We start from the raw sequence: 25,725 nt of genomic DNA, 5'->3' as shown, positions 1-25,725 counted from the left end.
AAGAACAATAGCTCCCTGTGATATCTCGGTAGATAGGCGCAAATTACGCCTAAATGTTTACTGCCAATTCGGCTGCTTGTCGAATTGCACGCTTTGCATCAAGCTCTGCGGCAACATTAGCACCACCAATAAGGTGCACCGGTAGGCCGCCATCAACTAATGCTTGTTGTAAGTCTCGATTGGATTCTTGCCCTGCGCAGATTATGATATTATCAACTTCAAGTAGTTGCTCTTTACCATCAACCTCAATCAATAAACCTTTCTCGTTAATCGCTTTATAAGTAGCTCCAGCAACCATATTTACACCTTGTTTAACTAAATTAGCTCGGTGTACCCAACCAGAGGTTTTACCTAAACCTTTACCTACCTTGGTAGTTTTACGCTGTATCAGAGTAATCTTTCTTGGAGGAGTATGTATCGGGATATCTTTTTTATTTAATAATGCGCCACTTTGCTGATAATCTTTATCAACACCCCAATTTTTAAGCCAGGCATCAGGATCATTGGTTAATGATTTTTCAGACAAATAGGTCGCCACATCAAAACCAATACCGCCAGCGCCGATAATCGCCACATTGTTGCCAACCTCAACTTTATCGCGTAATACTTGCAAGTATGTCAGTACTTTTTGACTAACAAACCCCTCATCTAACCCTGTTATGTCTAATTTTCTCGGTTTAATTCCTGTGGCAAGAACCACTTCATCAAAGCCTGCAGCAATTAATTTCTCTGCACTTTGTTCACTATTAAGGTGTACTTTAATATCGTGCAAACTGAGTTGCTTGTTAAAATAACGTAGTGTCTCAAAGAATTCTTCTTTGCCGGGGACTTGCTTAGCAACATTAAACTGACCGCCAATTTCACTTATTTTATCAAATAACTCAACTTTATGACCACGCTCTGCTGCATAAACACTAAAGGCTAAACCTGCAGGCCCAGCCCCTATTACCGCTAGTTTTTTAACTTTTTCAGTTTTTTCAATAACCAGCTCAGTTTCGTAACATGCCATAGGATTTACTAAACAAGAGGCACGCTTTTGGGCAAAAACATGATCCAAACAAGCCTGATTACAACCAATACAGGTATTAATTTCATCAGCTTTATTATCCGCAGCTTTATTAACAAAATCGGCATCAGCAAGGAAAGGTCTTGCCATTGAAACCATATCTGCTTGCCCTGATGCTAATACGGCTTCGGCAACATCTGGTGTATTAATACGGTTTGTAGTGATAAGTGGAATAGAAACTTCGTTTTTCATTTTCTCAGTTACCCAAGTAAATGCGGCTCTAGGCACAGAAGTAACTATGGTAGGAACACGTGCTTCATGCCAACCAATCCCGGTATTAATTAACGTGGCTCCGGCTTTTTCTACCGCTTTTGCCATAGTGACAACTTCTTGCCAGCTATTTCCCCCTTCCACTAAATCCAACATGGATAAGCGGAAGATTATAATAAAATTTTCGCCTACTTTAGCACGTACTGCTTTGATGGTTTCAATGCCTAGGCGCATTCTGTTTTCAATGCTCCCGCCCCATTCATCGGTGCGTTTATTGGTGCGAAGACAAGCAAACTGGTTAATCAAATATCCTTCTGAGCCCATAATTTCAACGCCATCGTAACCTGCTTTAGCTGCTAATTTTGCTGAGTATGCGTAATCTTTAATGGTTGAGTTAATTTGCCTAACCGACATAGCCTTTGGGGTAAACGGAGAAATAGGTGATTTAATTTTACTTGGCGCTACGCCGAAAGGGTGGTAAGCGTACCGGCCGGTATGCAACAGTTGCAAACAAATTTTGGTTGGATATTGGTGTACAGCATCAGTGACTTGTTTATGTTTATTTGCTTGCCAAAAGTGACTTAATTCACTGCCAAAAGGTGCTATTCTGCCACGTAGGTTAGGGCTAACACCACCGGTAACAATCAAACCTACGCCCCCCTTAGCTCTTGCTTGATAAAATGCAGCTAATTTAGCAAAACCGCCACGCTCTTCTTCTAATCCTGTATGCATAGATCCCATAAGCACACGATTAGCTAATTGAGTAAAGCCAAGGTCTAATGGCGCTAATAAATTTGGGTAGGCAGTTGTTGTCATAATTATGCTCTGCTATTGGTCGTACCAGTTGTAATAGATTCATTAATTTACTGACATTTAGCTAAAAATACAAGTTATGTTAAAATCATCCAGTTAGCATTAACTTAAGAATAGAGTTAATGAGTCACAAAAGTTAGTTACAACGACTACTTGCTTAAATCAATAAAAAATACGGTAGAATAAAGTTTCATGTCCAATAAAAAACAGTTAATAGAGCACATTGTCATAGCATTAAAAAAAGAGCTCCAGCAAGCCATTGATGCAGCGAATGAAGCACACGCTGCAGCCGTTGACGATCAAAGTGTTGCTGAAACGCAATATGATACCTTAGCAATAGAAGCTAGCTACTTAGCTGAAGGGCTATCTCGACGAGTGACTGAATTCCAGCATGCTATCGACGCTTATAATGCACTTGAACTCGTTGAGTTCAATGTTGATAGTTATATCACTTTAGGTGCTTTAGTACAGCTATCGGCGGATGAGAAAGCCAATCACTGGTTTTTCATCGGCCCTGCCGCTGGTGGTTTTCGCTACCAGCTAGATCAGAAAAGCATCACAGTAATAACACCTCAATCACCCATGGGTATTGCACTAATTGGTAAACAACAAGATGATGATATAGAAATTATGCTCGGCGCAAACAAGTTAGAAGATTACGTAAGTTCACTTAAATAACTTCACTAAAGTAATTTCACTAAAGAAATATGACTCAAGTAAGTAGCGTAAAATAAACTCAAAAGTAGCAAAGTTATCTAACATTAGCTTGATGCTATTTTAAAACCTATCTTCAAAGTTACTTGGTAATGACCAACAGCGCCATCAACTATATGACCTCGGGTTTCAGTTACCTCAAACCAATCCATATTTTTTATAGTTTTATGACATTCTGCCAGAGCATTTTCTATGGCATTTTCAATACTGGTTTTAGATGAACCAACCATTTCAATTTTTTTGTAAGTGTGATGATCTGACATGATAGGCACCGCTACATTAAGAGTGAATAACCTTTAGTGTAGCGCGCTTTTTTGAGATTGCTGATAGGTGTTCCATATTAATGCTGCAACAGCTATTTAACAGGTATACCTCCAACGTACTGTGGCAATTATATTTTGTAATTTAACCTTGTAACATAGCTTTAATAGCAATTAAATCAACCGTTTTATCATCTACTTTCAGATAAGCAACTGCTTCAGTATGTACAAACGTTGCTTCAATAACACCAGGCATATTAATTAACTGTTCAGCCATTTTTTCAGCCTCTTCTTCACAAGTAATATTAGTGGCAAAACTAAAGCTTTTTGATTTTTTCAATGGCTGCATACCAAAACTTAACAGTAACCAAATAACCGTGACTACGGCCATCACTAAAAAGATAGTTTGCTCACCGTATTGACTGGCAATATAACCACCAATAATACCACCAACAAAAGCGCCTAAAAACTGGCTACTTGAGTAAATCCCCATAACACTACCTTTAACACCTGCAGGTGCAATGCGCGATAAGATTGACGGCATGGTAGCCTCTAAATAGTTAAACGCTGTAAAAAATAACACTACAGATAGTACTAAACTCCAGAAACCACTTGGTAATAACCAAAGTAAAAATAGAGCCGAAGCTAACAGCGTAATAGCTGCGCTGAACATAGGTTTTTCTTTTTGTTTTTTAATGGCGAAAATCATAAACGGTACCATTAAAAAGAAAGAGCCTAACAAGGTCGGTAGATATATTTGCCAGTGATTTTCAAGGGATAAACCACTCGCAACAAATTGTTTAGGCAGGGTAATAAAACAAGCAGTTAATGCCATATGTAAAATGAAAACCCCCCAATTTAATCGTGATAGCTGCGGATGGCGAATTAATCGGGTAATTTGCTCTGGTAAGGCAACCAGATCACCTCGAGGAGCTTTATTAACTGAGTTTGGCACCATAAATTGGATCATAGCCATAGCTAAAATAGTCAATAGTCCCGTGAACCAAAACAAGCCACTTAAACCAAAAGCATCAGCCACTATTGGCCCTAAAATCATAGCAAAGGTGAATGATAAGCCGATAAACATACCAATGGTGGCCATCACTTTGGGGCGCTGCTCTTCTCTGCTTAAATCAGCCGCCAAAGCCAATATGGCACTAGCAATAGCACCCATTCCTTGAATGGCACGCCCGAGTACAACACCATAAATAGTTTCCGACATTGCCGCGACAACACTACCAATAAGAAAGATCACTAAGCCGGCAAGTATCACCGGCTTTCGACCGAATTTGTCTGACAGAATACCCATAGGTATTTGCAATAAAGCTTGTGTTAGCCCGTATGCGCCAATGGCTAAGCCTAACCAAATTGGGCTATATCCGGTAAGCTCTTCACCATATATGGCAAATACCGGTAATATCATGAATAAGCCTAACATACGCACGCCAAAGACACTGGCTAAGGAAAAGGCGGCTTTTTTCTCAATACGGTTTAAACCTGAAACACTCATAACGTTGCTATAACCTAAAAATGGAAGAGTCGGAAAAAATTGCCGCTAGTTTATCATGCAAACTAACACAAAAAAATGCCAACAATGAAAACAAGGTATTAAGCACAAACGTCATGATAATTGTTGGTTCGTCTGCATAACAACATATCTCTATTTTTTATTTTCTAGGTAGCTAAAACTACACTGTAAAAATAAACAGTTTATTTTACTATTATGCCCTAGATTAGTTTTTATACCATTATTTCTATGCCATAATAGTCGGTTCTATTTTACCGCCATTTGAGTTAAAAAACGCATGAAAAGTATTGAAGTTAGAGGGGCCCGCACTCACAACCTCAAAGACATTAGTTTAACAATTCCTCGAGATAAACTCGTGGTAATTACTGGTCTTTCAGGCTCTGGGAAATCATCTCTTGCCTTTGATACTCTCTACGCTGAAGGTCAGCGCCGTTATGTAGAATCGCTTTCTGCCTACGCTCGTCAATTTTTATCTTTAATGGAAAAACCTGATGTAGATCATATTGAAGGTTTATCGCCGGCAATTTCTATTGAACAAAAATCAACCTCACATAATCCACGATCAACCGTCGGTACTATCACTGAAATTTACGATTACCTAAGATTGTTATATGCCCGTGTCGGCGAGCCGCGTTGTCCTGAGCATGGCCAAGCCTTAGCGGCACAAACTGTGTCGCAAATGGTAGATAAAGTACTTGAGCTTGAGGAAGGCACTAAAGTAATGCTGCTTGCTCCTATTGTTCAAGACCGTAAAGGTGAGCACGTAAAGTTGCTTGATAACTTAGCCGCGCAAGGCTTTATTCGAGCCCGTATTGATGGTGAAGTTTGTGACTTGTCCGATCCACCACCATTAGAATTACATAAAAAACACACTATAGAAGTTGTAGTTGATCGGCTAAAAGTACGTGGTGAGATTCAATTACGCCTTTCTGAATCTTTTGAAACAACTTTAGGTTTAACCTCTGGTACTGCCAAAGTTGCCTTTATGGATGAACCTAATAGAGAAGAGTTACTATTTTCTGCAAACTTTGCTTGTTCACGCTGTGGTTATAGCATGCAAGAATTAGAGCCGCGTTTATTCTCTTTTAATAATCCTGCAGGTGCTTGTCAAACATGTGATGGTTTAGGCATTGAACAATTCTTCGATAGCTCACGTGTTATCGCTAACAAAGATTTAAGCCTTGCTGCCGGAGCGGTGCGTGGCTGGGATAAGCGTAACTTTTATTACTTTCAAATGTTACAAGCCCTTGCCCAACATTATAAATTTCAAGTTGATAAACCATTTAATAAGTTATCCGCACAAGCTCAAAAAGTTGTGCTTTATGGCAGTGGCGAAGATGAAATTGAATTTAAGTATATGAATGACCGCGGTGATGTTGTGCTGCGTAAACATGCATTTGAAGGCATCATTAATAATATGCAGCGCCGTTATAAAGAAACTGAGTCAAACGCGGTGCGTGAAGAATTAGGCAAATACCTTAATTCACAACATTGCCCCGACTGTAATGGTAGTCGCTTACGATTAGAAGCGCGTAATGTTTTTATTGCTGATACGCCGCTAAACATAATCGCCGAACTATCAATTAGTGAAACATTGGCCTTTTTTCAATGTTTAGCGTTAACCGGGCAAAAGGGACAAGTCGCTGAAAAAATATTAAAAGAGATCAACGAACGTTTAGGATTTTTGGTTAACGTTGGCCTGAATTACCTCAACTTATCACGCGGCGCTAACACCCTATCGGGTGGTGAAGCGCAACGAATACGTTTAGCTAGCCAAATTGGCGCAGGTTTAGTGGGCGTAATGTACGTATTAGATGAGCCGTCTATCGGCCTACATCAGCGTGATAATGAACGCTTACTTAGCACCCTAATACACCTGCGTGATTTAGGGAATACCGTGATAGTGGTTGAACATGATGAAGATGCGATTCGTGCAGCAGACTTTGTCATTGATATTGGCCCAGGCGCGGGTGTGCATGGTGGTGAAATTATCGCCCAAGGCACAGTCGATGATATTTTAGCCTGTAAAGATTCTCTCACTGGCAAATACCTTTCCGGTGTCGAGCGCATTGAAATACCAAAGAAACGTCATGCCTTTGATAAAAAAGCCGTGGTAGAGCTAAAAGGTGCCAGCGGCAACAATTTAAAAAATGTTAACTTGGTTATTCCAACAGGTTTAATGACTTGTGTTACTGGTGTTTCCGGCTCTGGAAAATCAACACTGATTAACGACACCTTATATAAACTCGCTCATATTGAACTCAATGGTGCCACCATTGATGAACCGGCCCCCTATAAAAGCATTCGAGGTTTAGAGCATTTAGATAAAGTTATCGATATTGATCAAAGCCCTATAGGCAGAACACCACGCTCAAATCCTGCCACTTATACAGGTATATTTACCGCTGTACGCGATATATTTTCCGCCACACAAGAGTCTCGCTCGCGTGGTTATAAATCTGGCCGCTTTAGCTTTAACGTTAAAGGTGGTCGCTGTGAAGCTTGCCAAGGTGATGGCATGATCAAGGTAGAGATGCACTTTTTACCTGATGTTTATGTACCTTGTGATGTATGTAAAAGTAAGCGTTATAATCGTGAAACCCTCGAAGTATTGTATAAAGGTAAAAATATCCATGAAGTATTGGATATGACCATTGAAGATGCTTATGAGTTCTTCAATGCCATTCCTGCGGTTAAACGTAAACTGCAAACCTTGCTTGACGTTGGTTTAGGTTATATCAAGTTAGGCCAGTCTGCGGTAACGTTATCAGGTGGTGAGGCGCAGCGTGTTAAACTTTCAAAAGAGTTATCCAAACGTGATACCGGCAAAACGTTATATATTTTAGATGAGCCCACCACTGGTCTACATTTTCACGATATCAAACAGTTACTGCAGGTTATTCATCGATTACGTGACCATGGCAACACCATAGTAGTGATTGAACATAACTTAGATGTGGTTAAAACTGCCGATTGGATTATCGACTTAGGCCTTGAAGGTGGCTCTGGTGGTGGTGAGATATTAGTGACTGGTACTCCTGAGCAAGTAGCAAAACATAAAACCTCCCATACCGCGAGATTTTTAAAGCCTTTGTTGGAGTCGTCATAAGCTCTCATAACTGGAACAATAAAACCCGATTCAAGCAAGCATAATGCAAAAGCTATTGCATTATGCTTGGCCCCTACCCTTTTAATAGGTTTATTATGAAAATCAACAATAGTGAACGCCTTAAGTTTAGATTAATGGGCATCGAAGATGCTCAAGCGTTGTGGCAGTTAGACCAAGACCCAGCAGTGATGCAGTTTCTTAACGGTGGTGAGCCGACAACTATGGAAAAAATTAATTCGGTATTTATACCACGCATGGAAAAGTACCGTAATCCCGATTTAGGCTGGGGAATATGGCAAGTATCAGACAAGTTAACCGATGAGTATTTCGGCTGGGTATTAATCCGCCCGATGGCATTTTTTACTGAGTCAGCAAACGTGCAAGACTTAGAATTAGGCTGGCGTTTTTTCCAAAATACTTGGGGTAAAGGTTATGCCACAGAAGCGGCAATAGCGGTTAAAAACGCAGTAGTTGCTAACACAGATGTAACTCATGTCTCCGCGCTTGCAGTGGCTGATAACTTGGCTTCTGTTGGTGTTATGAAAAAAATGGGGATGAGCTTTGTCAGAGCATATTTACACACAGATCCAATCGGTGATTTTGATGCAGTTCATTATCAGATGTCGGTGACAGAATAAGCACACCTAGTAACCGAACAACATTGGCGAATATTTACACTGATACTTCATTGAAAATAGCGACAGGTTGAGTAATGTTTTCAGCACATCACCTGAAAACTACGCTTGCCAAGTTAAGCTGTGCTCTGACTGATAATCAAACACTTAATACAAGGTTTTAAATTCAAATCCCCCCTGCGTCCTTCTTTATTGAAATAGTGTTTGTATTTCTACAAGCACTAAAAAATGCTCAAACATTAGCCAAAGGTCTAATTGGTATATTTTGTCGACAGTTTTAAAGTAAACTATCAATAAAAAGACTAAGGCCAACAGTATGCAACATTCTGCCCAACATGAATTATCACTCAAATCACCCGAGAAATATTGGCAAGAACAAGCAAAACTTGTTGCTTGGTACAAAAGTCCAGAAACAATATTGTCGACAAATGACAACTCTTGGCATGATTGGTTTGTCGATGGCGAATTAAACTCTTGTTATCTCGCTTTGGATTATCATGTTGAACAGGGCCGAGGCTCACAAACGGCACTTATCTATGACTCTCCGGTAACGGGAATAAAACAAACATTTAGTTATTTTGAACTCACTAGCTTAGTGGCAAAGTTTGCCGATGCTCTAAGAGCTCAAAAAGTTACTAAAGGTGATCGCGTATTAATATATATGCCAATGATCCCACAAGCTGCCATTGCTATGTTGGCGTGTGCTCGGCTTGGTGCAATTCACTCAGTTGTTTTTGGTGGCTTTGCTGCCAACGAACTTGCCGTTCGTATCAATGATGCTGAGCCAAAAGTCATTGTTAGTGCCAGTTGTGGTATTGAAATAACAAAAATAATTGCCTATAAACCTTTAATTGATCAAGCTATAGAAATAGCCGTTCACAAACCCAATAACTGTATTATTTATCAGCGGGAGCAAGTACAAGCGTCATTAATTAAAGGTAGGGATCTTGATTGGCAAACACAAATGGATGTTGCTGTAGAAATCCCTCCTGTTGCAGTTAAAAGCACTGATCCTTTATATATTCTATATACCTCAGGTACCACAGGAAAACCTAAAGGTGTGGTTAGAGATAATGGTGGTCACGCTGTTGCTATGCTCTATAGCATGAAAAATATCTACGGCATGCAACAAGGTGATACTTTTTGGGCTGCCTCAGATGTTGGTTGGGTTGTTGGCCACTCTTATATTGTTTATGGCACCTTAATGGCGGGCTGTACCACCATTTTTTATGAAGGAAAACCTATTAAAACACCCGATGCAGGTGCTTTTTGGCGGGTCTGTGCAGAGTATAAAGTCAATGTATTATTTACTGCGCCAACCGCTTTTCGCGCTATCGGTAAAGAAGACCCTAACGGCGACTACCTAAAAAATTACAACCTTTCGTCATTAAAGCGTTTATACCTAGCAGGGGAGCGTTTAGATCCGACAACCTACCATTGGCTTAAAGAGAAAACACAATTACCTGTTATTGATCATTGGTGGCAAACAGAAACAGGTTGGTCAATTGCCAGTACTCCTTTAGATGACGGGCATGGCAATATAGTAGCAACCAAAGCAGGCTCTGCTGGTTATCCTGTCCCAGGCTTCAATGTACAAATCCTTGATGTTGATGGCCAACAAGTTCCTGCAGGTAAACAAGGCAGTGTCGTAATAAAACTACCGCTTCCGCCAGGTTGCCTTGCAACAATTTACCGTGATCCTCAGCGATTAACCTCTGGCTATTTATCAACTTATCCTGGTTATTACATGACTGGTGATGGAGGTTATATTGATGAAGGTGGCTATCTATTTATCATGGGACGGACTGATGATGTGATTAACGTGGCCGGCCATCGTTTGTCAACGGGTGAGATGGAAGAGGTATTATCTGCTCACCCTGCTGTAGCTGAATGTGCCGTTGTTGGCGTTAACGATGAGCTAAAAGGGCAAGTGCCATTAGGATTAGTAGTAATAAAAAATGGTATTACCACCAGCGATAATGATTTAATCACTGAATTAAAACAAAAAATTCGTACTGACATTGGCGCAATTGCATCATTAAAAAATCTATTCATCATTGATAGGTTGCCCAAGACTCGCTCGGGTAAAATTTTACGAAAAACGTTGCGACAAATGATTGATGGACAAGAAGTTGAAATACCCTCAACCATTGAGGATAGCCAAGTAATAACCGAGCTATTGAGTACCTTAGCTAATATCAATAAAAGTTAAGTGACTACACTATCGTTATCTTTGACTTGATTCATGGCCAACACAAGGAAGTGTTCACGGTAAAAACCAAATTAATAGTTTGAATAACTTAACTTTTTTTTAGGCATTTTCCAGTTTTGTATCCTATATTTGTTGGTGCTAATACGTTAAAAATCACGGAGACTAGGGATGAAAACGAAAACTACTGCGGAAATAGTAACTAAAGCAACTCAGGCAACAACAAAAAAAACGGCTATTAACCATAAAAACAAAGCCCTTATTGCAAATTCATCCGCCACTACTCCTAGTGATGATTTTGATATCATAGTCAAAAAAGATAAGAATGTTAGTAATTCCAGTAGGTCTGCAGATGCAACACACCTGTATTTTACTGAAAAAGACTTATCCCGAATTCTAACAAATTTAGATACCTTACGTGATGAAGTCTACCCAGTTCCTTTTGAAGAAGAAGCACAGAAAAAAAAACCTCAACCCTTCCCATCTGTTTGTCTTATAGGGTTAGGACGGTGTGGCTCAAATATCGCTTTGGATGTTGCCTCATTAGTACACAGTGCACGCAATTATTATTTAAATGAATTTCATAATGAAATGAAAAAGGCCAAGGAACGTGAAGGCAGTTCCTTAAAATGGATAAAGCGCAGCTTAAAACTGCAAAATAAAAAGTCAGACAAACCAGTATTCTTAATTGAACCCTTAGTTATGTTGGGTGATTTAGATAAAGATATTGAAGGTAGAATTAGATATTCTTCACAAAGCTATGATAAAGATTTTCTCGATGATTATAGCAAATTAAAAATAATGGATTTATCCGAGGTTCACGCTGGTGGTGCCGGTAATGCACCTATTTTAGGACAGTACCTAGCCAAAATGATCCTCAATAAAGAAACTGAGCATTTCAATAATACCGATTGGCAATTTATTCATTCTTATCTTATTGACTCTTGTGGTATTAAAGCCAATCAATCACGTTTATATTTTTATATTTTTAGTGCTGGTGGCGGTACAGGCTCAGGCATGGCGTCAGAATTCGGTCTAGCACAGCAATATTCTTACATGAGCAAAACCTTTGAAGTTCGCTCAGAAAAAGAAATAGCCACCCATGGACAAAACTTTGTTTTTGAACCTATTTTTACCAGTGGTATTTGTATCCTGCCAAATATTAACGATCCAAGCATTGAAGTCTCTGAAGCACTACATATCAATGCTGGCCGTTTATTATGTAAGTATTTGGCTGAAGAGTGGGACTTCTCGTACAATTTAGATAATGAGAAGGAGCATGTCGACGGCGAAGCCCCATACCGAATCAGACCGTGGAATGCCATGATGTTAATATCAAATGACATTATGCGTTATGCCGAGCAAAGTGATACCAACGGTGACATTAAATATATAGATGTCAATACCATGGAAAAACACGCCAACCAATATATTAGTCAACAAATTTTCAATATATTAACCGCGCAAGCTGTTACCACAGATTATGATGATAACTACTTTCGTCGTGCTGGTATAGATATAGGCGAAACGATTCGCTTAGATGCCAATGATTTATTTATGAGTTTAGCCGGACCCGTTGCTATCGCTTATGCTGAATCAGTAGTAGCCGACTCAACACCGACAAACCTAGAACAAAAACAACCCAGTTTTAACGGTGAAAAAGTGGCATTGGATGTTGATGGTTTATTTTTTAGGTCAATCGATTTACCGCACTTTAATGACGCTACACAAGCCATTGAAGGGGTAAGTTTATTACCTATTGAGTCAGAGGAGTACAAGTTAGCCTTAGAGAAGTATAAAAGCTCAGGATTTGATGCTAAACATCTAAAAGAGCTTCACTTTTTCAAAAATTGTTCATCAATCGTTTCAATTATTTCACTACCCAAAGACTATAAACTGTCTTATATGGACTTGAATAAATTAAAAATGCACTTGAATAACTTATTCCCTAACACGACCTTAAAGCGCTATGCCTTAGTAATTGGTGCTTCGGCTAATTTATCGTTAACAACTTTAATTGCCAAAAGTCCTTGTTTAAGTGATGACTTTTTAACACTTATTGTTTCTTACATTAAACGCTGCTTTGCTAAAGATGAATACCGTTTTGATGAAAGCCTAGACGATGCCATTATTGACTTTATTAAAGCACCTGAATTTGATGAATCAAAACTAGAGGAAATGTTAATTGAACATGAAAACCCAGCTAAAATTCTCGATACTAACTGGTATGCTATTAAACCCATGTATGAAAAAAAATACCGTGAATTAGTACGAGATGAAAAGAAGTTTACTTCCATTAACGATATACGGTTAACCATTGATAGTGTCAAAAAATCAATTAATTACCTACGTGAAATCTACCGTCATAGAATCAGTAAAACTAAAGTTATTTCACTCAATAAAAAGCCTACTAAGAAGCAGGCTTCTTAGTAGGCTTTTTATTAGGCTTAGTACTAGAAAAAAGACCTAGCTTTAAGCTGGCTTATTTTGCCGGCTTACGGCTGTTGAATGGCCAGCAGTCCTTTTTATTTTCTTGTTCTACATCATTATTATTGTCATCACTTTTTTTTGCTGGTGTGTACTGATAGATACTCGGTTTACTTTTTTTATCTGTGAGTTCTACCTCTGAGGTTGGCAGACCATTATCAATAGCCACATCAGTAGCAGACTTAGGTTGAGCAGTATCGATCGCTGTTTTACTCGAACCTTGCACCGCTTGATTAATCTCAGTCATCTCAACGGTGGTTAAATTACGCCATTGCCCTGGTTTTAAGTCACCCAACTCAACTTTCATAATACGTGAACGTTTTAGTTTTCTTACATCATAATCAAGGTATTCACACATACGGCGAATTTGACGATTTAGTCCTTGGGTTAAAATAATAGTAAAAACAAAGCGGCTTTCAACCCGTACAATACAAGGCTTAGTAATAGTGCCTAAAATAGGGACACCACGTGACATACGCTCAATAAAGCGCTCACTAATCGGTTTATCAACTGTGACTATATACTCTTTATCATGAGCATTCTCAGCACGCAGGATTTTATTAACAATATCACCATCACTGGTGAGGAATATTAATCCTTCTGAAGGCTTGTCTAAACGGCCAATAGGGAAAATACGTTCTTTGTGATCAATAGCATCAATAATATTGCCACGTACCTTTTTTTCTGTAGTACAAGTAATGCCAATAGGTTTGTTATAGGCTATATACACACGCTCAGTTTTATTACTGGCACTTGCAGTTATTGCATGACCATTTACCTTAACTACATCACCAGGCACCACTTTTGTACCTAATTCTGGCACATTGTCATTTATAGTAACCCGACGTTGTTCAATTAACTTGTCGGCATGTCGACGCGAGCAAAAGCCAGAATCACTTATGTATTTATTTAAACGTTTTGGAGGAAATGAAGAAGTCAAAATATCAGCTACTTGTTTGAATTGGACCATTGTCATAATTGGGTATTATACTTAAAAGCAAGGCTAATGTATTAACCATCTGCAAAACACTATGTTAATTTTCGCACATCGCGGCGTCAGCGCCATAGAACCAGAAAATACCATACTAGCATTTAGGGCTGCATGTACGGCTAATGCCTATGGTATTGAGTTCGATATTCATCATGTTGATGGACAATTAATCGTTATTCATGACCGCTATCTGGATCGCACTACATCAGGAAGTGGCTTATTAATAGAGCATACTTTTGCTCAATTGCGTCAACTTGATGCTGGTAAAGGCACCATAATTCCGACCTTAGGCGAAGTATTAACAGCAGTAGCCAATCAATGTGTTATTAATATTGAGCTTAAAGGAATGGAAATAGAAGATATTTCAATATTATTTAAATGTTTAGATAATGCTAAAAAAGTACTAAAATTAAACTTCAAAAACATATTACTTTCTTCATTTAACCACCATTTATTACAAGCAATATATCGTCAAAGACCTGAGTTCAGCCTTGGTGCCTTAACAGCAGCTCTACCATTAAATCATGCCAAATTTGCTCAGCAATTAAATGCTTATTCCGTTCATATTGTGGTCGACTATGTTTGTGCCGAGTTTGTACTTGATGCGCATCAACGTGGGCTAAAGGTTTATGTTTATACAGTGGATAAGCTAAGCGATATTAAAAGGATGAAAGTAATAGGGGTTGATGGCATCTTTGCCAACAACCCTAAACAAGCACAGCTACATTTAAATCAGTTAAACCTTAAATAACTCACTTTTCTGCTTGCTACAATACATACCATAGGTTAATAGCTGACCTACTTTAAAGCTATTACCTATGGACAAGCGCTAATAAAATGTCGAGTCATTTGATAGAGATCTCTATTATATATTCAGCAATTCCGCCAAACCTCCAACTCAATGAATGGTACTTTTAAATTCATCGAGTCTTAAAGTAATAAAAACCTGCTACCGCAGTCCCTTCAGCTAAGAGTCCCATGCGTGTAATAACCTGTAATATCATTATTATAGCGCTAGCGATAGAATTTAATAAAACCAACCTTGTTTTCATGTGTTGTGGAACTATTAGATGGGACTTTATATAGTTTTTTTCAATTTTTAATTTCAGCAATAATGAACTTTAAAAATATGCTTATTCAATGCTTTATGCATCCGCTAGTTTGACAAAAAACCTCAAATTCACCCAGCAATGCCAAGTGGTATTTTCAACATTCCACACACTATAGAGCTATTTTAATCATTATTTTTCAATTTAATAATAATGACTCTATTTATCGTAAGTTTGGCCGATTACCGCCGTCTGTTCCCCTTTAGTTTAGATATGTTTTTCAATATCGAATTTAGAGTAACTCTTTAATGAAATGAGGCTTCTTATTCGACTTCAGTTTAATAAGTAAAAATGGAGCCTAACTTATGTCCGCTGTTCTAGACACTAATCAACCTTTAACTTTCTATCCCCATCAGCATACTCTGATGCAATACCTCAACCCCACCATCGAGCAAGTGACCATTCAAAAATCACTTATTACCGAAGTTACAATTCAACTTTACCATACAGATACTCAACAGGAGATCACCCCTCCACTATGCTTTAACTTAACTGAAAATAAGACAAAAATTCACAATCCACACTCCTCTTACCCCATGTTTTATCAAAGAAAAAAAATTGGTGACTTGTACCTAAAACAATCTCCTCTTACTACAACAAATAAAATAAATAACCAGTTGCACTTTCAAACAATAACCAAAAAACTGGCACTGTTAATTCAGCGTTTCCAAGCAACAAAGTTGTCTCTCCACTATTTAGGTAAGGAATTATCCTTAACGGGCTATAGTGAGCCACTACTAGATCTTGATAGTTTTATTGAAAAGGCCGCGAGCATATCTTGCCCGATCATAATTGAAGGAGGTTTTGGCAGTGAAAAACTCTGTGTTGCCAGTGCTATTCACTACAGTAGTCAATTAAAACATCAGCCATTTATTGAAATAAATTGTTCAACACCAAATATAGATGAATTTCAAAAAAATGTGCTACGCAGCTTTGAACAAGCACAAGGTGGATGTATTTATTTACATGGCATAGATGCACTATCTCTATCTCAGCAAAATTTTTTAACTGAACTTTTATCAGCAAGCACAATCCCAGGAGTCGCCGGCCATACAGTAAAAAGTGTTAATAACATTAGATTATTGGTATCAACAACAATCCCACTGTGCAAACTAGTTGAAAACAAACTATTCGCCAATGAGCTATATAAACATTTCAACTTTTTGAATGTAAAAATCCCTCCCCTATCAAAAAGAAAAGAAGATATTCCCCATATTTTAGAAAAACTAATAAAAAAATACGGCTTATTCGAGGAACAAGGTTTTGATGAGCAGGCAACTAAAGCATTATGTGATTATCATTGGCCTGAAAATTACGCTGAACTTGAACGGATCGTAACCCAATTATTGACCTTAGCAGCATCTAACCCTATAAAATTAGCAGATATAGAAAACCATACTCCAGAGATTTTAACAAAAGAGAATCTGCTAACAGCCGATAACAACACCAGCCCTTGTGCCAGTGCAAATTACTTTGATTTAAAAGACAGTTTAATAAACAAAGATTATCAAAAATTTAATCACCTTCATCTGGGGTTACAAAAGGCTTTACACTATTTAGCCGAAAATTATACTGAAAGTATAAGCCTGACCTTACTCGCTAAAAATGTATTTATTAGTCCATCTCACCTGTCATACCTATTTAAACATTACCTAAAAAAAACCTTTAAGCAGATCCTATCTGAATTAAGAATTGAGCGAGCCAAACAAATATTTGCCGCCACACCACTTATTCGTATCACAGATGTATCGTTAGATGTTGGCTTTGGTGATTTAAGTCACTTCGAAAAAATATTCAAACGCTATACCAAAATGACACCAAGAGAATATAAAAGCCGTTATAAAATCAGCTACTGATTGTTTGCTGCTAAGAACTATTTCTAAAAAACTAAAGTATATGCATTTAGGCAGGTTTACAGCATTTATCCGTAATCTACCCCGATAAATACTTAAAAAATATTTATACCATAGCAACACATTAAAGAGATAAAGGTAATCACTTGAGTCAACAAACATCAACAAGCCAATGCAATGCACTTATTGCGCAATATGCCCCAACCATATCTCGTTCAATGTTGGTGCAAGCTACGGCTCAGGCACTAAGTAACGCTGCACATAATGGCACTTTTATTCAACAACAACAAAATATAGTTAGCAACACTAATACCGCATTAAGCACCGCTATGCTCCACTCTATTGGCGCTGCTTATTCAAAAAAATAATTCCGGGTCTTTGTTCATCTCTTTAGCTAAATAGCTGCTGAGATGACCCCCAGAATAACAAGCAAGTTGTTAGCAGTAAGACAACTTAATTTTATCAAAACAAAAAGGAATAAATTATGGCAGCTACAGCAGCAGCTACAGCAGCACCAGGCTCAGCAGTGAATTCACAGGTAACAGATTCTGTTACCGCAGTGAATACCAGCGTTGTTGGTGGTACACCGGCAATGGCTTTGGGTAATTTAATGATGTCCACAAGTCAGGCATTAGGTACTTCTGCGCATAATGCCACAGGAGCCAATCAACAAGCATCAATCACTATGCATGCCGCCACTGTACAAGGCATCAATTCATTGATGGCCATCGGCGGTTCAGTAATAGGCCGAGGTGCAGAAGGTATCTTAGAAAAAGGTTAAAACCAGCATGAACTTAAACGTACATGTTAATCAAGTAATTAACTCACAAAAGTAACTTTAAGGATAAATTATGTCAGTCAATGCACAAATTACCGACTCAATCACTCAGGTTAATACCAAAGTAGTTGGCGAAACACCAGCCATGGCCATGGGTAACCTGTTAATGAGTACCAGTCAGGCACTAAGCAACTCCGCCCATAATGCTACTGCTTCACAGCAGCAAGCACAGATCACCATGCAAGCAGCTACGGTACAAGGCGTAAATTCACTAATGGCCATTGGTAGCTCGGTCATAGGTCGAAGTGCAGAAGGAATTCTCGAAAAGGGCTAATGCCTGATTTGATATAACTAGGCAAGCAACCCTTGCCCTATTTTTAAAACTAAAAGGATATAACCATGGATACAGTAAACGCACAAATCACAGATTCCGTTACTCAAGTAAACACTAAAGTAGTAGGTGAAACACCTGCAATGGCAATGGGTAACTTATTAATGAGTACCAGTCAGGCATTGAGTAATTCAGCTCATAACGCCACGGCTGCACAGCAACAAGCACAAATAACTATGCAAGCGGCAACAGTGCAAGGTGTTAACTCACTTATGTCTATTGGCAGCTCAGTTATTGGTCGCAGTGCCGAAGCCATTATTGAAAAAGGCTAAGCCATTATTAGATGTGACGTGATTTTCACGCCACATCTAATTTCAACAAGATAAGGATAAAAATTATGTCAGGTGTAAATGCACAAATTACAGATTCTATCACCCAAGTAAATACTAAAGTTGTTGGTGAAACCCCGGCTATGGCCATGGGTAACTTATTGATGTCTACCAACCAGGCATTGAGTAACTCAGCTCATAACTCAACGTCTGCACAACAACAAGCATCAATCACCATGCAAGCAGCAACGGTACAAGGTATTAACTCATTAATGTCTATCGGCAGCTCGGTCATCGGACGCAGTGCAGAGAACATTATCGAAAAAGACGACTAAGTAAAGCCCATGCTCCACAGCCAAGTCGTTATTTAGCTTTTATCAGTAAATAACGATTTTTTTGGCTCATGGTTGCACTCCTTAACTATAAATCATGACACTCTGGAACAGGAACAATACTTATGAATGACACCAATACAGCAGCGGAGCCAACTCACTCAGCGATAAATACCGCACAACAGTCTATCGCCCAGTCAACGGCCATTGCATTGTCTGATGCCACCGATAACTTACGAAATCTCAACACGTTAAGCACTACAGCTATAGGAGTAGCCCTTTCTCAATATCTGGAAACAGGTGATGCCAAGTTCAGTAATATTATTGCCGAAGCACAAAATGTGGTAACTCGTGGCGCCGAAAACTTCAGCTCTGTGGGTGAAAAAATAGTCACTGTTTTACACGAAAATGACTAATCGCTCATACTCACAGCGAACGGTCAGGTTTCATTACTGAAAACCCATACCTGGCCATCCTCAGCGCTACTACTATTCATTTATATCTCTGTCACCATATTGCTAAAGTAGACATCAACATTATATCAATAGTCACTTCACCTACTCGTTACCGACAAGATAGGTAAAGGGCTATCACTCTGTCTTTCGTTAACAAATAGTTTCACTTCCTCTGCTGTATTTCCCCGTATTAACCGTAAGTTACGCCGATAAATTAACTTTTTGAAAGAGTATTCTAGTTATTAATTGTTTCAATGACGACAAAGCTATAAAAATCGTCATAGCATTAACACACTGAGGATCAAAATATGAGTGATATCAATGGCGATACGCCTGCAGCGGCTAATCAACAGTTACCAACTGCAACTAATAATCCATTTTCAAATCAACCGACAGGGCTGGTTGAAACAACATTTGCAGAAACCTTAGGCTTATCTATGCATAACGCCATAACCAATCAACAAAGCTCTCAAATGACCACCTCTGCATCCGTTACCAATGCCTGCGCTCGGTTATTGCAAACGCCAACACACATTTCCAGAGCAACTTCTCCCGCGGTAACCGAAAAAGTCGTACCGGTGGCGGTTACAGAAGAAATAGAGCCTGAGAAAAATGTTGAGGATGCGCCGCCAGCAAAGAAGCGATTTAATATTATGGCCATGTTCAAACGAAAAAAAGTAAAACCTAAGCTCGAGGAGTAATAATGAGTAACAAAAAATCAGATAGCTGCTCGCATGAAGAGCAAATGAAAAAAATACTAAGCTTTACTCAGAAACAGCAAGACAAAGCTTCGCAGTTAATCAAAGAAGCAAAGGATAAAATGGCTGATTTTACACCACCCGAGCAGGAGAATGATATTAATGAACAGGCCGATGCCCTAATGAAACGGGTAGATAATGAACTTGATCAAGCCATGGCCGAAGTAAACCGACAAATGGATTTAATTATTACTCAATAACATCAACCTGAGCCTGTGAATACAGGCTCTTAATCATAGCTACACATTAAAGGAAAACAAAATGGCTAACAAAAAAGCAACCGTAAATGAACAAATTACCGACTCAATAACTCAGGTAAATACCAAGGTACTAGGTGATGCGCCAGCGATGGCGATGGGGAACTTTTACACCTCCATGGGACTGGCTCTCGCCAATGCCAATAATAATGCCACCACGTCTCAGCAACAGGCATCAATTACTATGCAGGCGGCAACTGTACAGGGCGTTAATGCATTAGGGGCAATTGGTAGTGCGGTCATAGGCAGGGCCGCTGAAGGCATAGTCGAAAAAGATTAATACCAATAGGATTAATTAATGGTTCAAATTTTAATGAGAGTAAGTTTTCAAGAACAAGGCGCTTAATTGAGCAATAGCTGGCTATTGGGATTGAAAGCAACGATGTTATTGGATAGTTAGGCCATTTAAAAAGATCACTTAGTTAATCTGATTGGTATAAGACCTACGATAGCAACGTTACCAAACAGGAAACACAGCAACTGTTTCCTGTTTGGCCATCTTAAATTATATTTTCACAAGAGAGTAAATTCATGGCTGATAAAGAACTGAAAGAAGTTACTCAAATTATCACCCAATTGAGTGAAGCGGCTATGGCCGATACAGTTGGTCTGCTAATGCAAAATGCCATAACCATCCAGCAAGGCATGCAAACAGTAACCAATGCCTCTGTTTCTTCGTCCTGTGCACTTATTCTTGCTCAGGGTGGTAGTTAATATGCTAAACATCCATGCATTAGCTCCTAGGTAGTGATACTACCATGGCCAACAATGAGGCATTTAGTAAAGCGCAGCAATCAGTAGCACAGTCTTCTGCCATTGCCATACAAGATGCAACCGATAATCTGCGTAACCTAAGCACCATCACGACTACAGCAATAGGTGTTGCCTTATCGCAACTACTGGCTACCGGTGATCCTAAATATATAAAGGTTATCGAAGAAGCTCAAAAAGTTCTAGCAAAAGGCACTGAAAATTTTGCTGATGTCGGAAAAAAATCATCAAAAATTCTAGAAGACTTTCCAAAGTAGTAAAGCCTCAATATTTAACTAACAAATAATCATATCCTTCGCTCTTTAATTACTACGTTAGCCCAAGTTTAGCTGCAACTTTTACCTTACGCTATAGCCTAGAAACCCCAGTTTCTGGGGATATAAACCCATATAAAGCTACACCTACAAATCCATTTAACCGGTGTATTTTTATTATAATTATTTAACAGGAGTTAACTATGTTTCCCATTTTATTTTCTAGAATGCCAATCATTGACAGCAAAACCACTGAAGTATTTGGTTATGAAGTATTGTTACGTAGAGCTGGGGAGTTAACCTTATCAGCTTTTAATAAACAGCCCGCGCTATTCATCAATCATCATAAGCAATTAATAGCTGCTTTACAGAGCCTAGATGAAGAAAATAAAATACGAGAAAAAGGTCAACAGCTCTTTATTAACCTACTGCCTGATCAGTTAATATCACAACAGGGCATAAGCACTGTTGAAGCTTTACAACTAAAGCCCGACTACCCATTAATAATAGAGATCACCGAAACTAGCTTAACTCACAGTCATAGTGAACTTAATGACAGATTGCAGCAGCTGATAGAAAATGGTTGTCAATTGGCCATTGACGACTTTGGCTGCGCCAACTCAAACTTTCTCAGAGTACTGGCACTATCGCCGCACTATATTAAGCTAGATCAGTCTTTTATCCAGAGTAACAACGGCGAATACACAGAGCGTAATAAACTAAAACAGCTGGTAACTTTTTTCCATAATTTAGGAACAAAGGTGATTGTAGAAGGAGTAGAAACAGAACAGCAATACAAACTGGTACAAGGAATCAATGCTGATTACGTACAAGGCTTTTACTTTGGTTACCCAGAGCCTATTTAATACGGCGTAACATAAACGATCTATTGGCGTGTAATAAGGTAAACAATACCAGGCGATACATAAATAAAAAATCCGGCCTGGGTTGGGAGCTCAGGCCGGACAAACACCCTTGAGTTGTCCTTATGCATTGCATATCTCATGAGGCGGCAAGTTATTCGAATTGGGGTATTCAATACTTACCGCACTACTATAGAGTAAGCAATGAAGCCTAACTCGGGCTAAACCTCGAATAATTGATTGCTATTAACGATCGCAGGAGAATATAGGTTTACTGTCAATCAACATTTAATGTCTTTGTATCATTACTAGAAATACACTTCTAGGCGCAGACTTGCTAATAAAACATCTGTAAACTTTGCATCTTCATTTGAAGTGGCATAACCAGCACTTAACCACTGCAATGCAGGAGTTAAAAACATATGCTGATTAAGGTTAATGCGATAATAAGCCTCCCAATTACGGCTGGTATCAACATTATCCCTTTGATACTTACTCAAGTTAAAACCTAAGCCAAAAACGCCCCTAGTTAGCTCTTTATGAAAAGCAATGCCATAAAACTGCCCAACACTTTTTGGATCTACAGTTGAGGTATCTACCTTAGTTATGTTCCTGCCTAACCTAATGTTGAAATCACCGAGCTGCGTAGTCATATCTATACCCGCATAAATACCTGACTGTGTTGGCGCTTCATTGGTATTCTGCCAGACCCCTAAGTTAGCTTGATAACCGTCGTCTTTAGTCACTAGCTCTAAAGCACTAAATGCGCCCTTATGGGAAGCAGAAACCAACAACAAATCCTGGTAATACCCTTCTACTTCCTCCATACCTGCACCACTACTTAGCAGCAATCGATAGCCGGTATTGCCAAAAGCATTTAAGTCTTGAATACGCGCAGATACCGCATAATCAGGAAACATTATTGTCTGGTTATTAATTAGGCCTGCCGATAAAAACTGACTCACCTCATTATTGGCTATCGTACTGGTATCAATCAAGGTAGAAACTTCAGCCAAACCCAACTGCCAATTTCCACCCTCATCGGTAAGTTGGCCATAAACATAGAACTCAGATACCTGGGTACGTTTAGTGGTAGTTCCTGCATCTGAATTTAGCTGAGGAAAGGTCTTACTAACGCCTGAATCTACTGCTGAGCTATTATGCTCCAGCAACATAATTAAGCCCAAGTCATTCAATTGATACTCTAATTCGATATCAATTGAATACAAGGTTTCGGAGGATTCAGTGAGCCTGTCTATTTCATCGTATTTAGCATGATTAACCGACTGGTGGGTGACCGTTAATACCGGCGTTACAGTTAAACCTGAAGCGGCGATACTAGCTTGTTCAGCAACCTTATCTTCTGTAAGTTGTTTTTCTGAGGCAAGCGCAGTAAAAGCCAGCAACTCGAGGCAGAAAATAGCCATTAAAGTGATTCGAATATTTAACACTTAGTTATCCTTAAATTAGTTTAAAAGAATAACTATGTGTTTTTTATCGACAATTCACTTGGTGGTTTTGCTGATAATATGCCGCAAAAGCCTGTATTTATGTTTTACCATGTTGTTGAAGTTTTAACTGTGGGGCTTAATCGCTATTTATCTGCAGTTTATTTTCCTAGGTACAGGTACAGATACAGCTCCATGCACGGAGCTGTACTGTGCAATAAAGGTTAAAATAGTTTAAGAGGTGCAATTTGAAATTACTAGATTAAATGTGCAATGGCCCGATTCAATGTCGAAAAATGAGCCCCCTATTAAACTCAGACTATGTCAGTCACTTAGACAAACAGTGAATTACTACACACCATATTCATTGCTTAACAAACGCCAAAATTATAATGCTACAGGTGATCACCATACTGACAAACTGACTGATACACATCATAAAATTACGATGTTTTACCGCAAAAAGGGCCCCACATACCTGCAAGCTTAAAAATAAAAACCACATTGATATCGCAATCGCCTCAGCGCTTGTTGCCATAAATAATACCCAAAGTTGCGGTAATAACGCCAAGGGGTTAGCAATTGAGCTTGAGCCGATAAAGGCATCAAATCGCTTGTGATGTATTACCGGACTAAGCCATTGATTAAAATAATATAAACAACGTTTACTAAAAGCTTGTTCCGCTGATTTATTAATATAGCCCCTCACATTGTCTGAAACAGAATATAAATCGGCCCCTAGGCCATCAACCTCAGTGCTTAACCACTTGCACGCGCTAATACGTTGCCGACCATAAAGTAATAAATCATCATCTTGCTGGCTTTCTTGCCAGTGATGCGTTTTATTCAGCCATTGGGTATGAGGCGTTAAATGTTCTAGGCTCGTGCTCAGGTAAGTTATTACGGCGTTTAAGTTTGCATCTTTCGTTAAATCAATATGAAAACTAGCATTCATATCTACAAATAACGATGTCTCTGTTGCTTGTTCTATCTGTTGTTCTACAGGCAGGGCATGTTCAAATAAAAAAATAATATTTTTACCCAGTAAACGTGCAAACTCTAGTTCACGTAAACAATATTCAGAGTGTGCAGCATGAGCAGAAAAAATAAAAATAAAGCAGTGGCATTGACGAATAATTTGGTTTATTTGTGCTAAAAAGGCAATTTCTTGGGGAATAGCGGCATTGTCATACCATACGCTATAGTGTTTTTTGGTTAAGCTATCACTCACATGTTTGGCTAAGGTTTTACTGTCATTACGGCCATAAGAAATATAAACGTCATGATGTTTATCAATCACAGGGCTATTTTCAAAAGATTTTTTCCTTTGGTCATTATTCAATAAGTTGACTACACCATCAAGCGAACGACAATTGTAACCGCCATTACCTGCGACTTGCTCACCTATGGTAGTCAGTATTTTACAATCGTTATCACTAAAGGTATCTCCACCGTCTTCACTTAAAAAACAATAAATAGTGCGATCAGGTCGTTTTATACTGTCGTCGATCACTTCGGCCAAAGCATAAAACCCGGTGAGTTTAGGTGTGATCACATACAAACAAAAGTCACTATGACGACGTTCGTAAAGTTCACGATCTAATGCCGCCTCGCTCCAAACTTTCACGACGGGATTAAAATAAGCGATATTAAGTCGAGGAATAACATAACTACGCCAAGATGAGCCATTGACTGTACCACCAAGAAATACTTTCATTATATGGTTCCATTACCCAGTACAGTTTGCCAATCGGCTGCGTTTATAGGTAAATTTTCTAGCCAGTTAGCACCATTAGCACTTACCATTTGGCCTATGGCTTTAAGTGACTTAATTTGATGCGAAGTAAAAAACTGTTCACCTGTTTGTGCTACAAAACAAAATAAAGTTTGTTGCGGACGTTTATTTGAGTCTTCAATAAGTTGTGGAATACAGGCGGGAATTTGCTGATCTTCCCTAGGGCTTATTACATAAAAATGATAATCAATGCCCTGCTCCGTTTTAGGCTTACCGCTAGCTTTAGACATATCAACTTCAGCACTATCACTTTCTGAAGTATTACCTGTAAACAAGTCACCTTCATACTGCCAGTTCACCACTGTCTGCTCATTGAACATTTTTTTTATCTCGCTATTAAGGCTATCAGCAATAAGCATGATATTCATCT

26 protein-coding genes are annotated in these 25,725 nt (G+C 38.8%); 19 read left to right on the top strand and 7 right to left on the bottom strand.

The window, feature by feature from the left end:
• Positions 1-49 precede the first annotated feature (49 nt).
• Positions 50-2,092 (bottom strand): oxidoreductase, encoded by a 2,043-nt coding sequence (locus tag GAB14E_RS02390; RefSeq protein WP_033084221.1) that lies wholly within the window; start codon positions 2,090-2,092, stop codon positions 50-52.
• A 189-nt stretch (positions 2,093-2,281) separates the two neighbouring features.
• Between GAB14E_RS02390 and GAB14E_RS02395 the strand changes: the two genes are divergently transcribed.
• Positions 2,282-2,767 (top strand): membrane protein, encoded by a 486-nt coding sequence (locus GAB14E_RS02395; RefSeq protein ID WP_033084220.1) that lies wholly within the window; start codon positions 2,282-2,284, stop codon positions 2,765-2,767.
• Positions 2,768-2,850: 83 nt separating this feature from the next.
• Here the strand turns inward: GAB14E_RS02395 and GAB14E_RS02400 are convergent, their stop codons facing one another.
• On the bottom strand, positions 2,851-3,066 hold the full coding sequence (locus GAB14E_RS02400) for a dodecin (protein ID WP_033084219.1): 216 nt from the start codon (positions 3,064-3,066) through the stop codon (positions 2,851-2,853).
• Between the two features lie 142 nt (positions 3,067-3,208).
• Complete coding sequence (locus GAB14E_RS02405; RefSeq protein ID WP_033084218.1) at positions 3,209-4,573, bottom strand: MFS transporter; 1,365 nt, start codon at positions 4,571-4,573, stop codon at positions 3,209-3,211.
• A gap of 295 nt (positions 4,574-4,868) precedes the next feature.
• Here GAB14E_RS02405 and uvrA point away from each other — a divergent pair, with 295 nt between their 5' ends.
• From uvrA to GAB14E_RS02425, 4 genes are all read left to right on the top strand, one after another.
• Positions 4,869-7,700: an excinuclease ABC subunit UvrA gene (gene uvrA, locus GAB14E_RS02410; protein WP_033084217.1), complete on the top strand. Its 2,832-nt coding sequence runs from the start codon at positions 4,869-4,871 to the stop codon at positions 7,698-7,700.
• 95 nt (positions 7,701-7,795) lie between these two features.
• On the top strand, positions 7,796-8,338 hold the full coding sequence (locus tag GAB14E_RS02415) for a GNAT family N-acetyltransferase (RefSeq protein ID WP_033084237.1): 543 nt from the start codon (positions 7,796-7,798) through the stop codon (positions 8,336-8,338).
• Positions 8,339-8,624: 286 nt separating this feature from the next.
• Complete coding sequence (locus GAB14E_RS02420; RefSeq protein ID WP_269429137.1) at positions 8,625-10,547, top strand: propionyl-CoA synthetase; 1,923 nt, start codon at positions 8,625-8,627, stop codon at positions 10,545-10,547.
• A gap of 168 nt (positions 10,548-10,715) precedes the next feature.
• Positions 10,716-12,974 carry a hypothetical protein gene (locus GAB14E_RS02425; RefSeq protein ID WP_231562116.1) on the top strand — a complete coding sequence of 753 codons (2,259 nt, stop codon included), beginning with the start codon at positions 10,716-10,718 and terminating at the stop codon, positions 12,972-12,974.
• A 52-nt stretch (positions 12,975-13,026) separates the two neighbouring features.
• Here the strand turns inward: GAB14E_RS02425 and rluF are convergent, their stop codons facing one another.
• Positions 13,027-14,001, bottom strand: a complete 975-nt coding sequence (gene rluF / locus GAB14E_RS0123500; RefSeq protein ID WP_156115796.1) for a 23S rRNA pseudouridine(2604) synthase RluF — start codon at positions 13,999-14,001, stop codon at positions 13,027-13,029.
• A gap of 61 nt (positions 14,002-14,062) precedes the next feature.
• On the opposite strand from rluF, the gene GAB14E_RS02430 reads away from it, so the two are divergent.
• The 14 genes from GAB14E_RS02430 to GAB14E_RS02495 all read left to right on the top strand — a co-directional run bounded on the left by GAB14E_RS02430 (position 14,063) and on the right by GAB14E_RS02495 (position 22,115).
• A complete protein-coding gene (locus tag GAB14E_RS02430; protein ID WP_033084215.1) occupies positions 14,063-14,773 on the top strand; it encodes a glycerophosphodiester phosphodiesterase in 711 nt (236 codons plus the stop codon).
• Positions 14,774-15,436: 663 nt separating this feature from the next.
• Positions 15,437-16,987 carry an AraC family transcriptional regulator gene (locus GAB14E_RS02435; RefSeq protein ID WP_033084214.1) on the top strand — a complete coding sequence of 517 codons (1,551 nt, stop codon included), beginning with the start codon at positions 15,437-15,439 and terminating at the stop codon, positions 16,985-16,987.
• Between the two features lie 143 nt (positions 16,988-17,130).
• Positions 17,131-17,352, top strand: coding sequence for a RebB family R body protein (locus tag GAB14E_RS02440; protein WP_033084213.1), 222 nt, complete (start codon positions 17,131-17,133; stop codon positions 17,350-17,352).
• A gap of 116 nt (positions 17,353-17,468) precedes the next feature.
• Positions 17,469-17,765 carry a RebB family R body protein gene (locus tag GAB14E_RS02445; protein WP_052094071.1) on the top strand — a complete coding sequence of 99 codons (297 nt, stop codon included), beginning with the start codon at positions 17,469-17,471 and terminating at the stop codon, positions 17,763-17,765.
• Positions 17,766-17,835: 70 nt separating this feature from the next.
• Complete coding sequence (locus tag GAB14E_RS02450) at positions 17,836-18,096, top strand: RebB family R body protein (protein WP_033084212.1); 261 nt, start codon at positions 17,836-17,838, stop codon at positions 18,094-18,096.
• Between the two features lie 65 nt (positions 18,097-18,161).
• Positions 18,162-18,425: a RebB family R body protein gene (locus tag GAB14E_RS02455; RefSeq protein WP_033084211.1), complete on the top strand. Its 264-nt coding sequence runs from the start codon at positions 18,162-18,164 to the stop codon at positions 18,423-18,425.
• 65 nt (positions 18,426-18,490) lie between these two features.
• Positions 18,491-18,757, top strand: a complete 267-nt coding sequence (locus GAB14E_RS02460; RefSeq protein WP_033084210.1) for a RebB family R body protein — start codon at positions 18,491-18,493, stop codon at positions 18,755-18,757.
• A 122-nt stretch (positions 18,758-18,879) separates the two neighbouring features.
• Positions 18,880-19,170, top strand: a complete 291-nt coding sequence (locus GAB14E_RS02465; protein ID WP_033084209.1) for a hypothetical protein — start codon at positions 18,880-18,882, stop codon at positions 19,168-19,170.
• A gap of 347 nt (positions 19,171-19,517) precedes the next feature.
• Positions 19,518-19,910, top strand: a complete 393-nt coding sequence (locus GAB14E_RS24625; RefSeq protein ID WP_081967911.1) for a RebB family R body protein — start codon at positions 19,518-19,520, stop codon at positions 19,908-19,910.
• Between the two features lie 2 nt (positions 19,911-19,912).
• On the top strand, positions 19,913-20,167 hold the full coding sequence (locus GAB14E_RS02475; RefSeq protein ID WP_033084208.1) for a hypothetical protein: 255 nt from the start codon (positions 19,913-19,915) through the stop codon (positions 20,165-20,167).
• Between the two features lie 61 nt (positions 20,168-20,228).
• The gene (locus GAB14E_RS02480) at positions 20,229-20,504 is read left to right on the top strand and encodes a RebB family R body protein (protein WP_033084207.1); all 276 of its coding nucleotides are present in this window, start codon (positions 20,229-20,231) and stop codon (positions 20,502-20,504) included.
• A gap of 251 nt (positions 20,505-20,755) precedes the next feature.
• Positions 20,756-20,938, top strand: coding sequence for a RebB family R body protein (locus tag GAB14E_RS02485; RefSeq protein WP_033084206.1), 183 nt, complete (start codon positions 20,756-20,758; stop codon positions 20,936-20,938).
• A 44-nt stretch (positions 20,939-20,982) separates the two neighbouring features.
• Entirely contained in the window at positions 20,983-21,252 is a 270-nt protein-coding gene (locus GAB14E_RS02490; protein ID WP_033084205.1) for a hypothetical protein, read from the top strand.
• A gap of 200 nt (positions 21,253-21,452) precedes the next feature.
• Positions 21,453-22,115: an EAL domain-containing protein gene (locus tag GAB14E_RS02495; protein WP_033084204.1), complete on the top strand. Its 663-nt coding sequence runs from the start codon at positions 21,453-21,455 to the stop codon at positions 22,113-22,115.
• A gap of 305 nt (positions 22,116-22,420) precedes the next feature.
• Here the strand turns inward: GAB14E_RS02495 and GAB14E_RS02500 are convergent, their stop codons facing one another.
• From GAB14E_RS02500 to GAB14E_RS24300, 3 genes are all read right to left on the bottom strand, one after another.
• A complete protein-coding gene (locus GAB14E_RS02500; RefSeq protein WP_033084203.1) occupies positions 22,421-23,563 on the bottom strand; it encodes a hypothetical protein in 1,143 nt (380 codons plus the stop codon).
• Between the two features lie 361 nt (positions 23,564-23,924).
• Entirely contained in the window at positions 23,925-25,277 is a 1,353-nt protein-coding gene (locus GAB14E_RS25165) for a toll/interleukin-1 receptor domain-containing protein (protein WP_197061246.1), read from the bottom strand.
• Positions 25,277-25,723, bottom strand: coding sequence for a hypothetical protein (locus GAB14E_RS24300; RefSeq protein WP_052094070.1), 447 nt, complete (start codon positions 25,721-25,723; stop codon positions 25,277-25,279). The genes GAB14E_RS25165 and GAB14E_RS24300 overlap by 1 nt, the downstream gene beginning before the upstream one ends.
• Between the last annotated feature and the right edge of the window lie 2 nt (positions 25,724-25,725).

Origin of the sequence: Colwellia psychrerythraea, from assembly GCF_000764185.1 — a bacterium.
In the GTDB taxonomy this organism is placed as follows: domain Bacteria; phylum Pseudomonadota; class Gammaproteobacteria; order Enterobacterales; family Alteromonadaceae; genus Colwellia; species Colwellia psychrerythraea_B.
The sequence above is the reverse complement of the archived record's forward strand: the minus strand, read 5'-3'. Positions and strand labels throughout refer to the sequence as shown.

What these genes read in the sequence shown, in the direction of transcription:
- GAB14E_RS02390 (WP_033084221.1), bottom strand. Translation starts at nt 2,092, where the DNA reads ATGACAACAACTGCCTACCCAAATTTATTAGCGCCATTAGACCTTGGC.
- GAB14E_RS02395 (WP_033084220.1), top strand. Translation starts at nt 2,282, where the DNA reads ATGTCCAATAAAAAACAGTTAATAGAGCACATTGTCATAGCATTAAAA.
- GAB14E_RS02400 (WP_033084219.1), bottom strand. Translation starts at nt 3,066, where the DNA reads ATGTCAGATCATCACACTTACAAAAAAATTGAAATGGTTGGTTCATCT.
- GAB14E_RS02405 (WP_033084218.1), bottom strand. Translation starts at nt 4,573, where the DNA reads ATGAGTGTTTCAGGTTTAAACCGTATTGAGAAAAAAGCCGCCTTTTCC.
- uvrA (WP_033084217.1), top strand. Translation starts at nt 4,869, where the DNA reads ATGAAAAGTATTGAAGTTAGAGGGGCCCGCACTCACAACCTCAAAGAC.
- GAB14E_RS02415 (WP_033084237.1), top strand. Translation starts at nt 7,796, where the DNA reads ATGAAAATCAACAATAGTGAACGCCTTAAGTTTAGATTAATGGGCATC.
- GAB14E_RS02425 (WP_231562116.1), top strand. Translation starts at nt 10,716, where the DNA reads ATGAAAACGAAAACTACTGCGGAAATAGTAACTAAAGCAACTCAGGCA.
- rluF (WP_156115796.1), bottom strand. Translation starts at nt 14,001, where the DNA reads ATGGTCCAATTCAAACAAGTAGCTGATATTTTGACTTCTTCATTTCCT.
- GAB14E_RS02430 (WP_033084215.1), top strand. Translation starts at nt 14,063, where the DNA reads ATGTTAATTTTCGCACATCGCGGCGTCAGCGCCATAGAACCAGAAAAT.
- GAB14E_RS02435 (WP_033084214.1), top strand. Translation starts at nt 15,437, where the DNA reads ATGTCCGCTGTTCTAGACACTAATCAACCTTTAACTTTCTATCCCCAT.
- GAB14E_RS02445 (WP_052094071.1), top strand. Translation starts at nt 17,469, where the DNA reads ATGGCAGCTACAGCAGCAGCTACAGCAGCACCAGGCTCAGCAGTGAAT.
- GAB14E_RS02450 (WP_033084212.1), top strand. Translation starts at nt 17,836, where the DNA reads ATGTCAGTCAATGCACAAATTACCGACTCAATCACTCAGGTTAATACC.
- GAB14E_RS02455 (WP_033084211.1), top strand. Translation starts at nt 18,162, where the DNA reads ATGGATACAGTAAACGCACAAATCACAGATTCCGTTACTCAAGTAAAC.
- GAB14E_RS02460 (WP_033084210.1), top strand. Translation starts at nt 18,491, where the DNA reads ATGTCAGGTGTAAATGCACAAATTACAGATTCTATCACCCAAGTAAAT.
- GAB14E_RS02465 (WP_033084209.1), top strand. Translation starts at nt 18,880, where the DNA reads ATGAATGACACCAATACAGCAGCGGAGCCAACTCACTCAGCGATAAAT.
- GAB14E_RS24625 (WP_081967911.1), top strand. Translation starts at nt 19,518, where the DNA reads ATGAGTGATATCAATGGCGATACGCCTGCAGCGGCTAATCAACAGTTA.
- GAB14E_RS02475 (WP_033084208.1), top strand. Translation starts at nt 19,913, where the DNA reads ATGAGTAACAAAAAATCAGATAGCTGCTCGCATGAAGAGCAAATGAAA.
- GAB14E_RS02480 (WP_033084207.1), top strand. Translation starts at nt 20,229, where the DNA reads ATGGCTAACAAAAAAGCAACCGTAAATGAACAAATTACCGACTCAATA.
- GAB14E_RS02485 (WP_033084206.1), top strand. Translation starts at nt 20,756, where the DNA reads ATGGCTGATAAAGAACTGAAAGAAGTTACTCAAATTATCACCCAATTG.
- GAB14E_RS02490 (WP_033084205.1), top strand. Translation starts at nt 20,983, where the DNA reads ATGGCCAACAATGAGGCATTTAGTAAAGCGCAGCAATCAGTAGCACAG.
- GAB14E_RS02495 (WP_033084204.1), top strand. Translation starts at nt 21,453, where the DNA reads ATGTTTCCCATTTTATTTTCTAGAATGCCAATCATTGACAGCAAAACC.
- GAB14E_RS25165 (WP_197061246.1), bottom strand. Translation starts at nt 25,277, where the DNA reads ATGAAAGTATTTCTTGGTGGTACAGTCAATGGCTCATCTTGGCGTAGT.
- GAB14E_RS24300 (WP_052094070.1), bottom strand. Translation starts at nt 25,723, where the DNA reads ATGAATATCATGCTTATTGCTGATAGCCTTAATAGCGAGATAAAAAAA.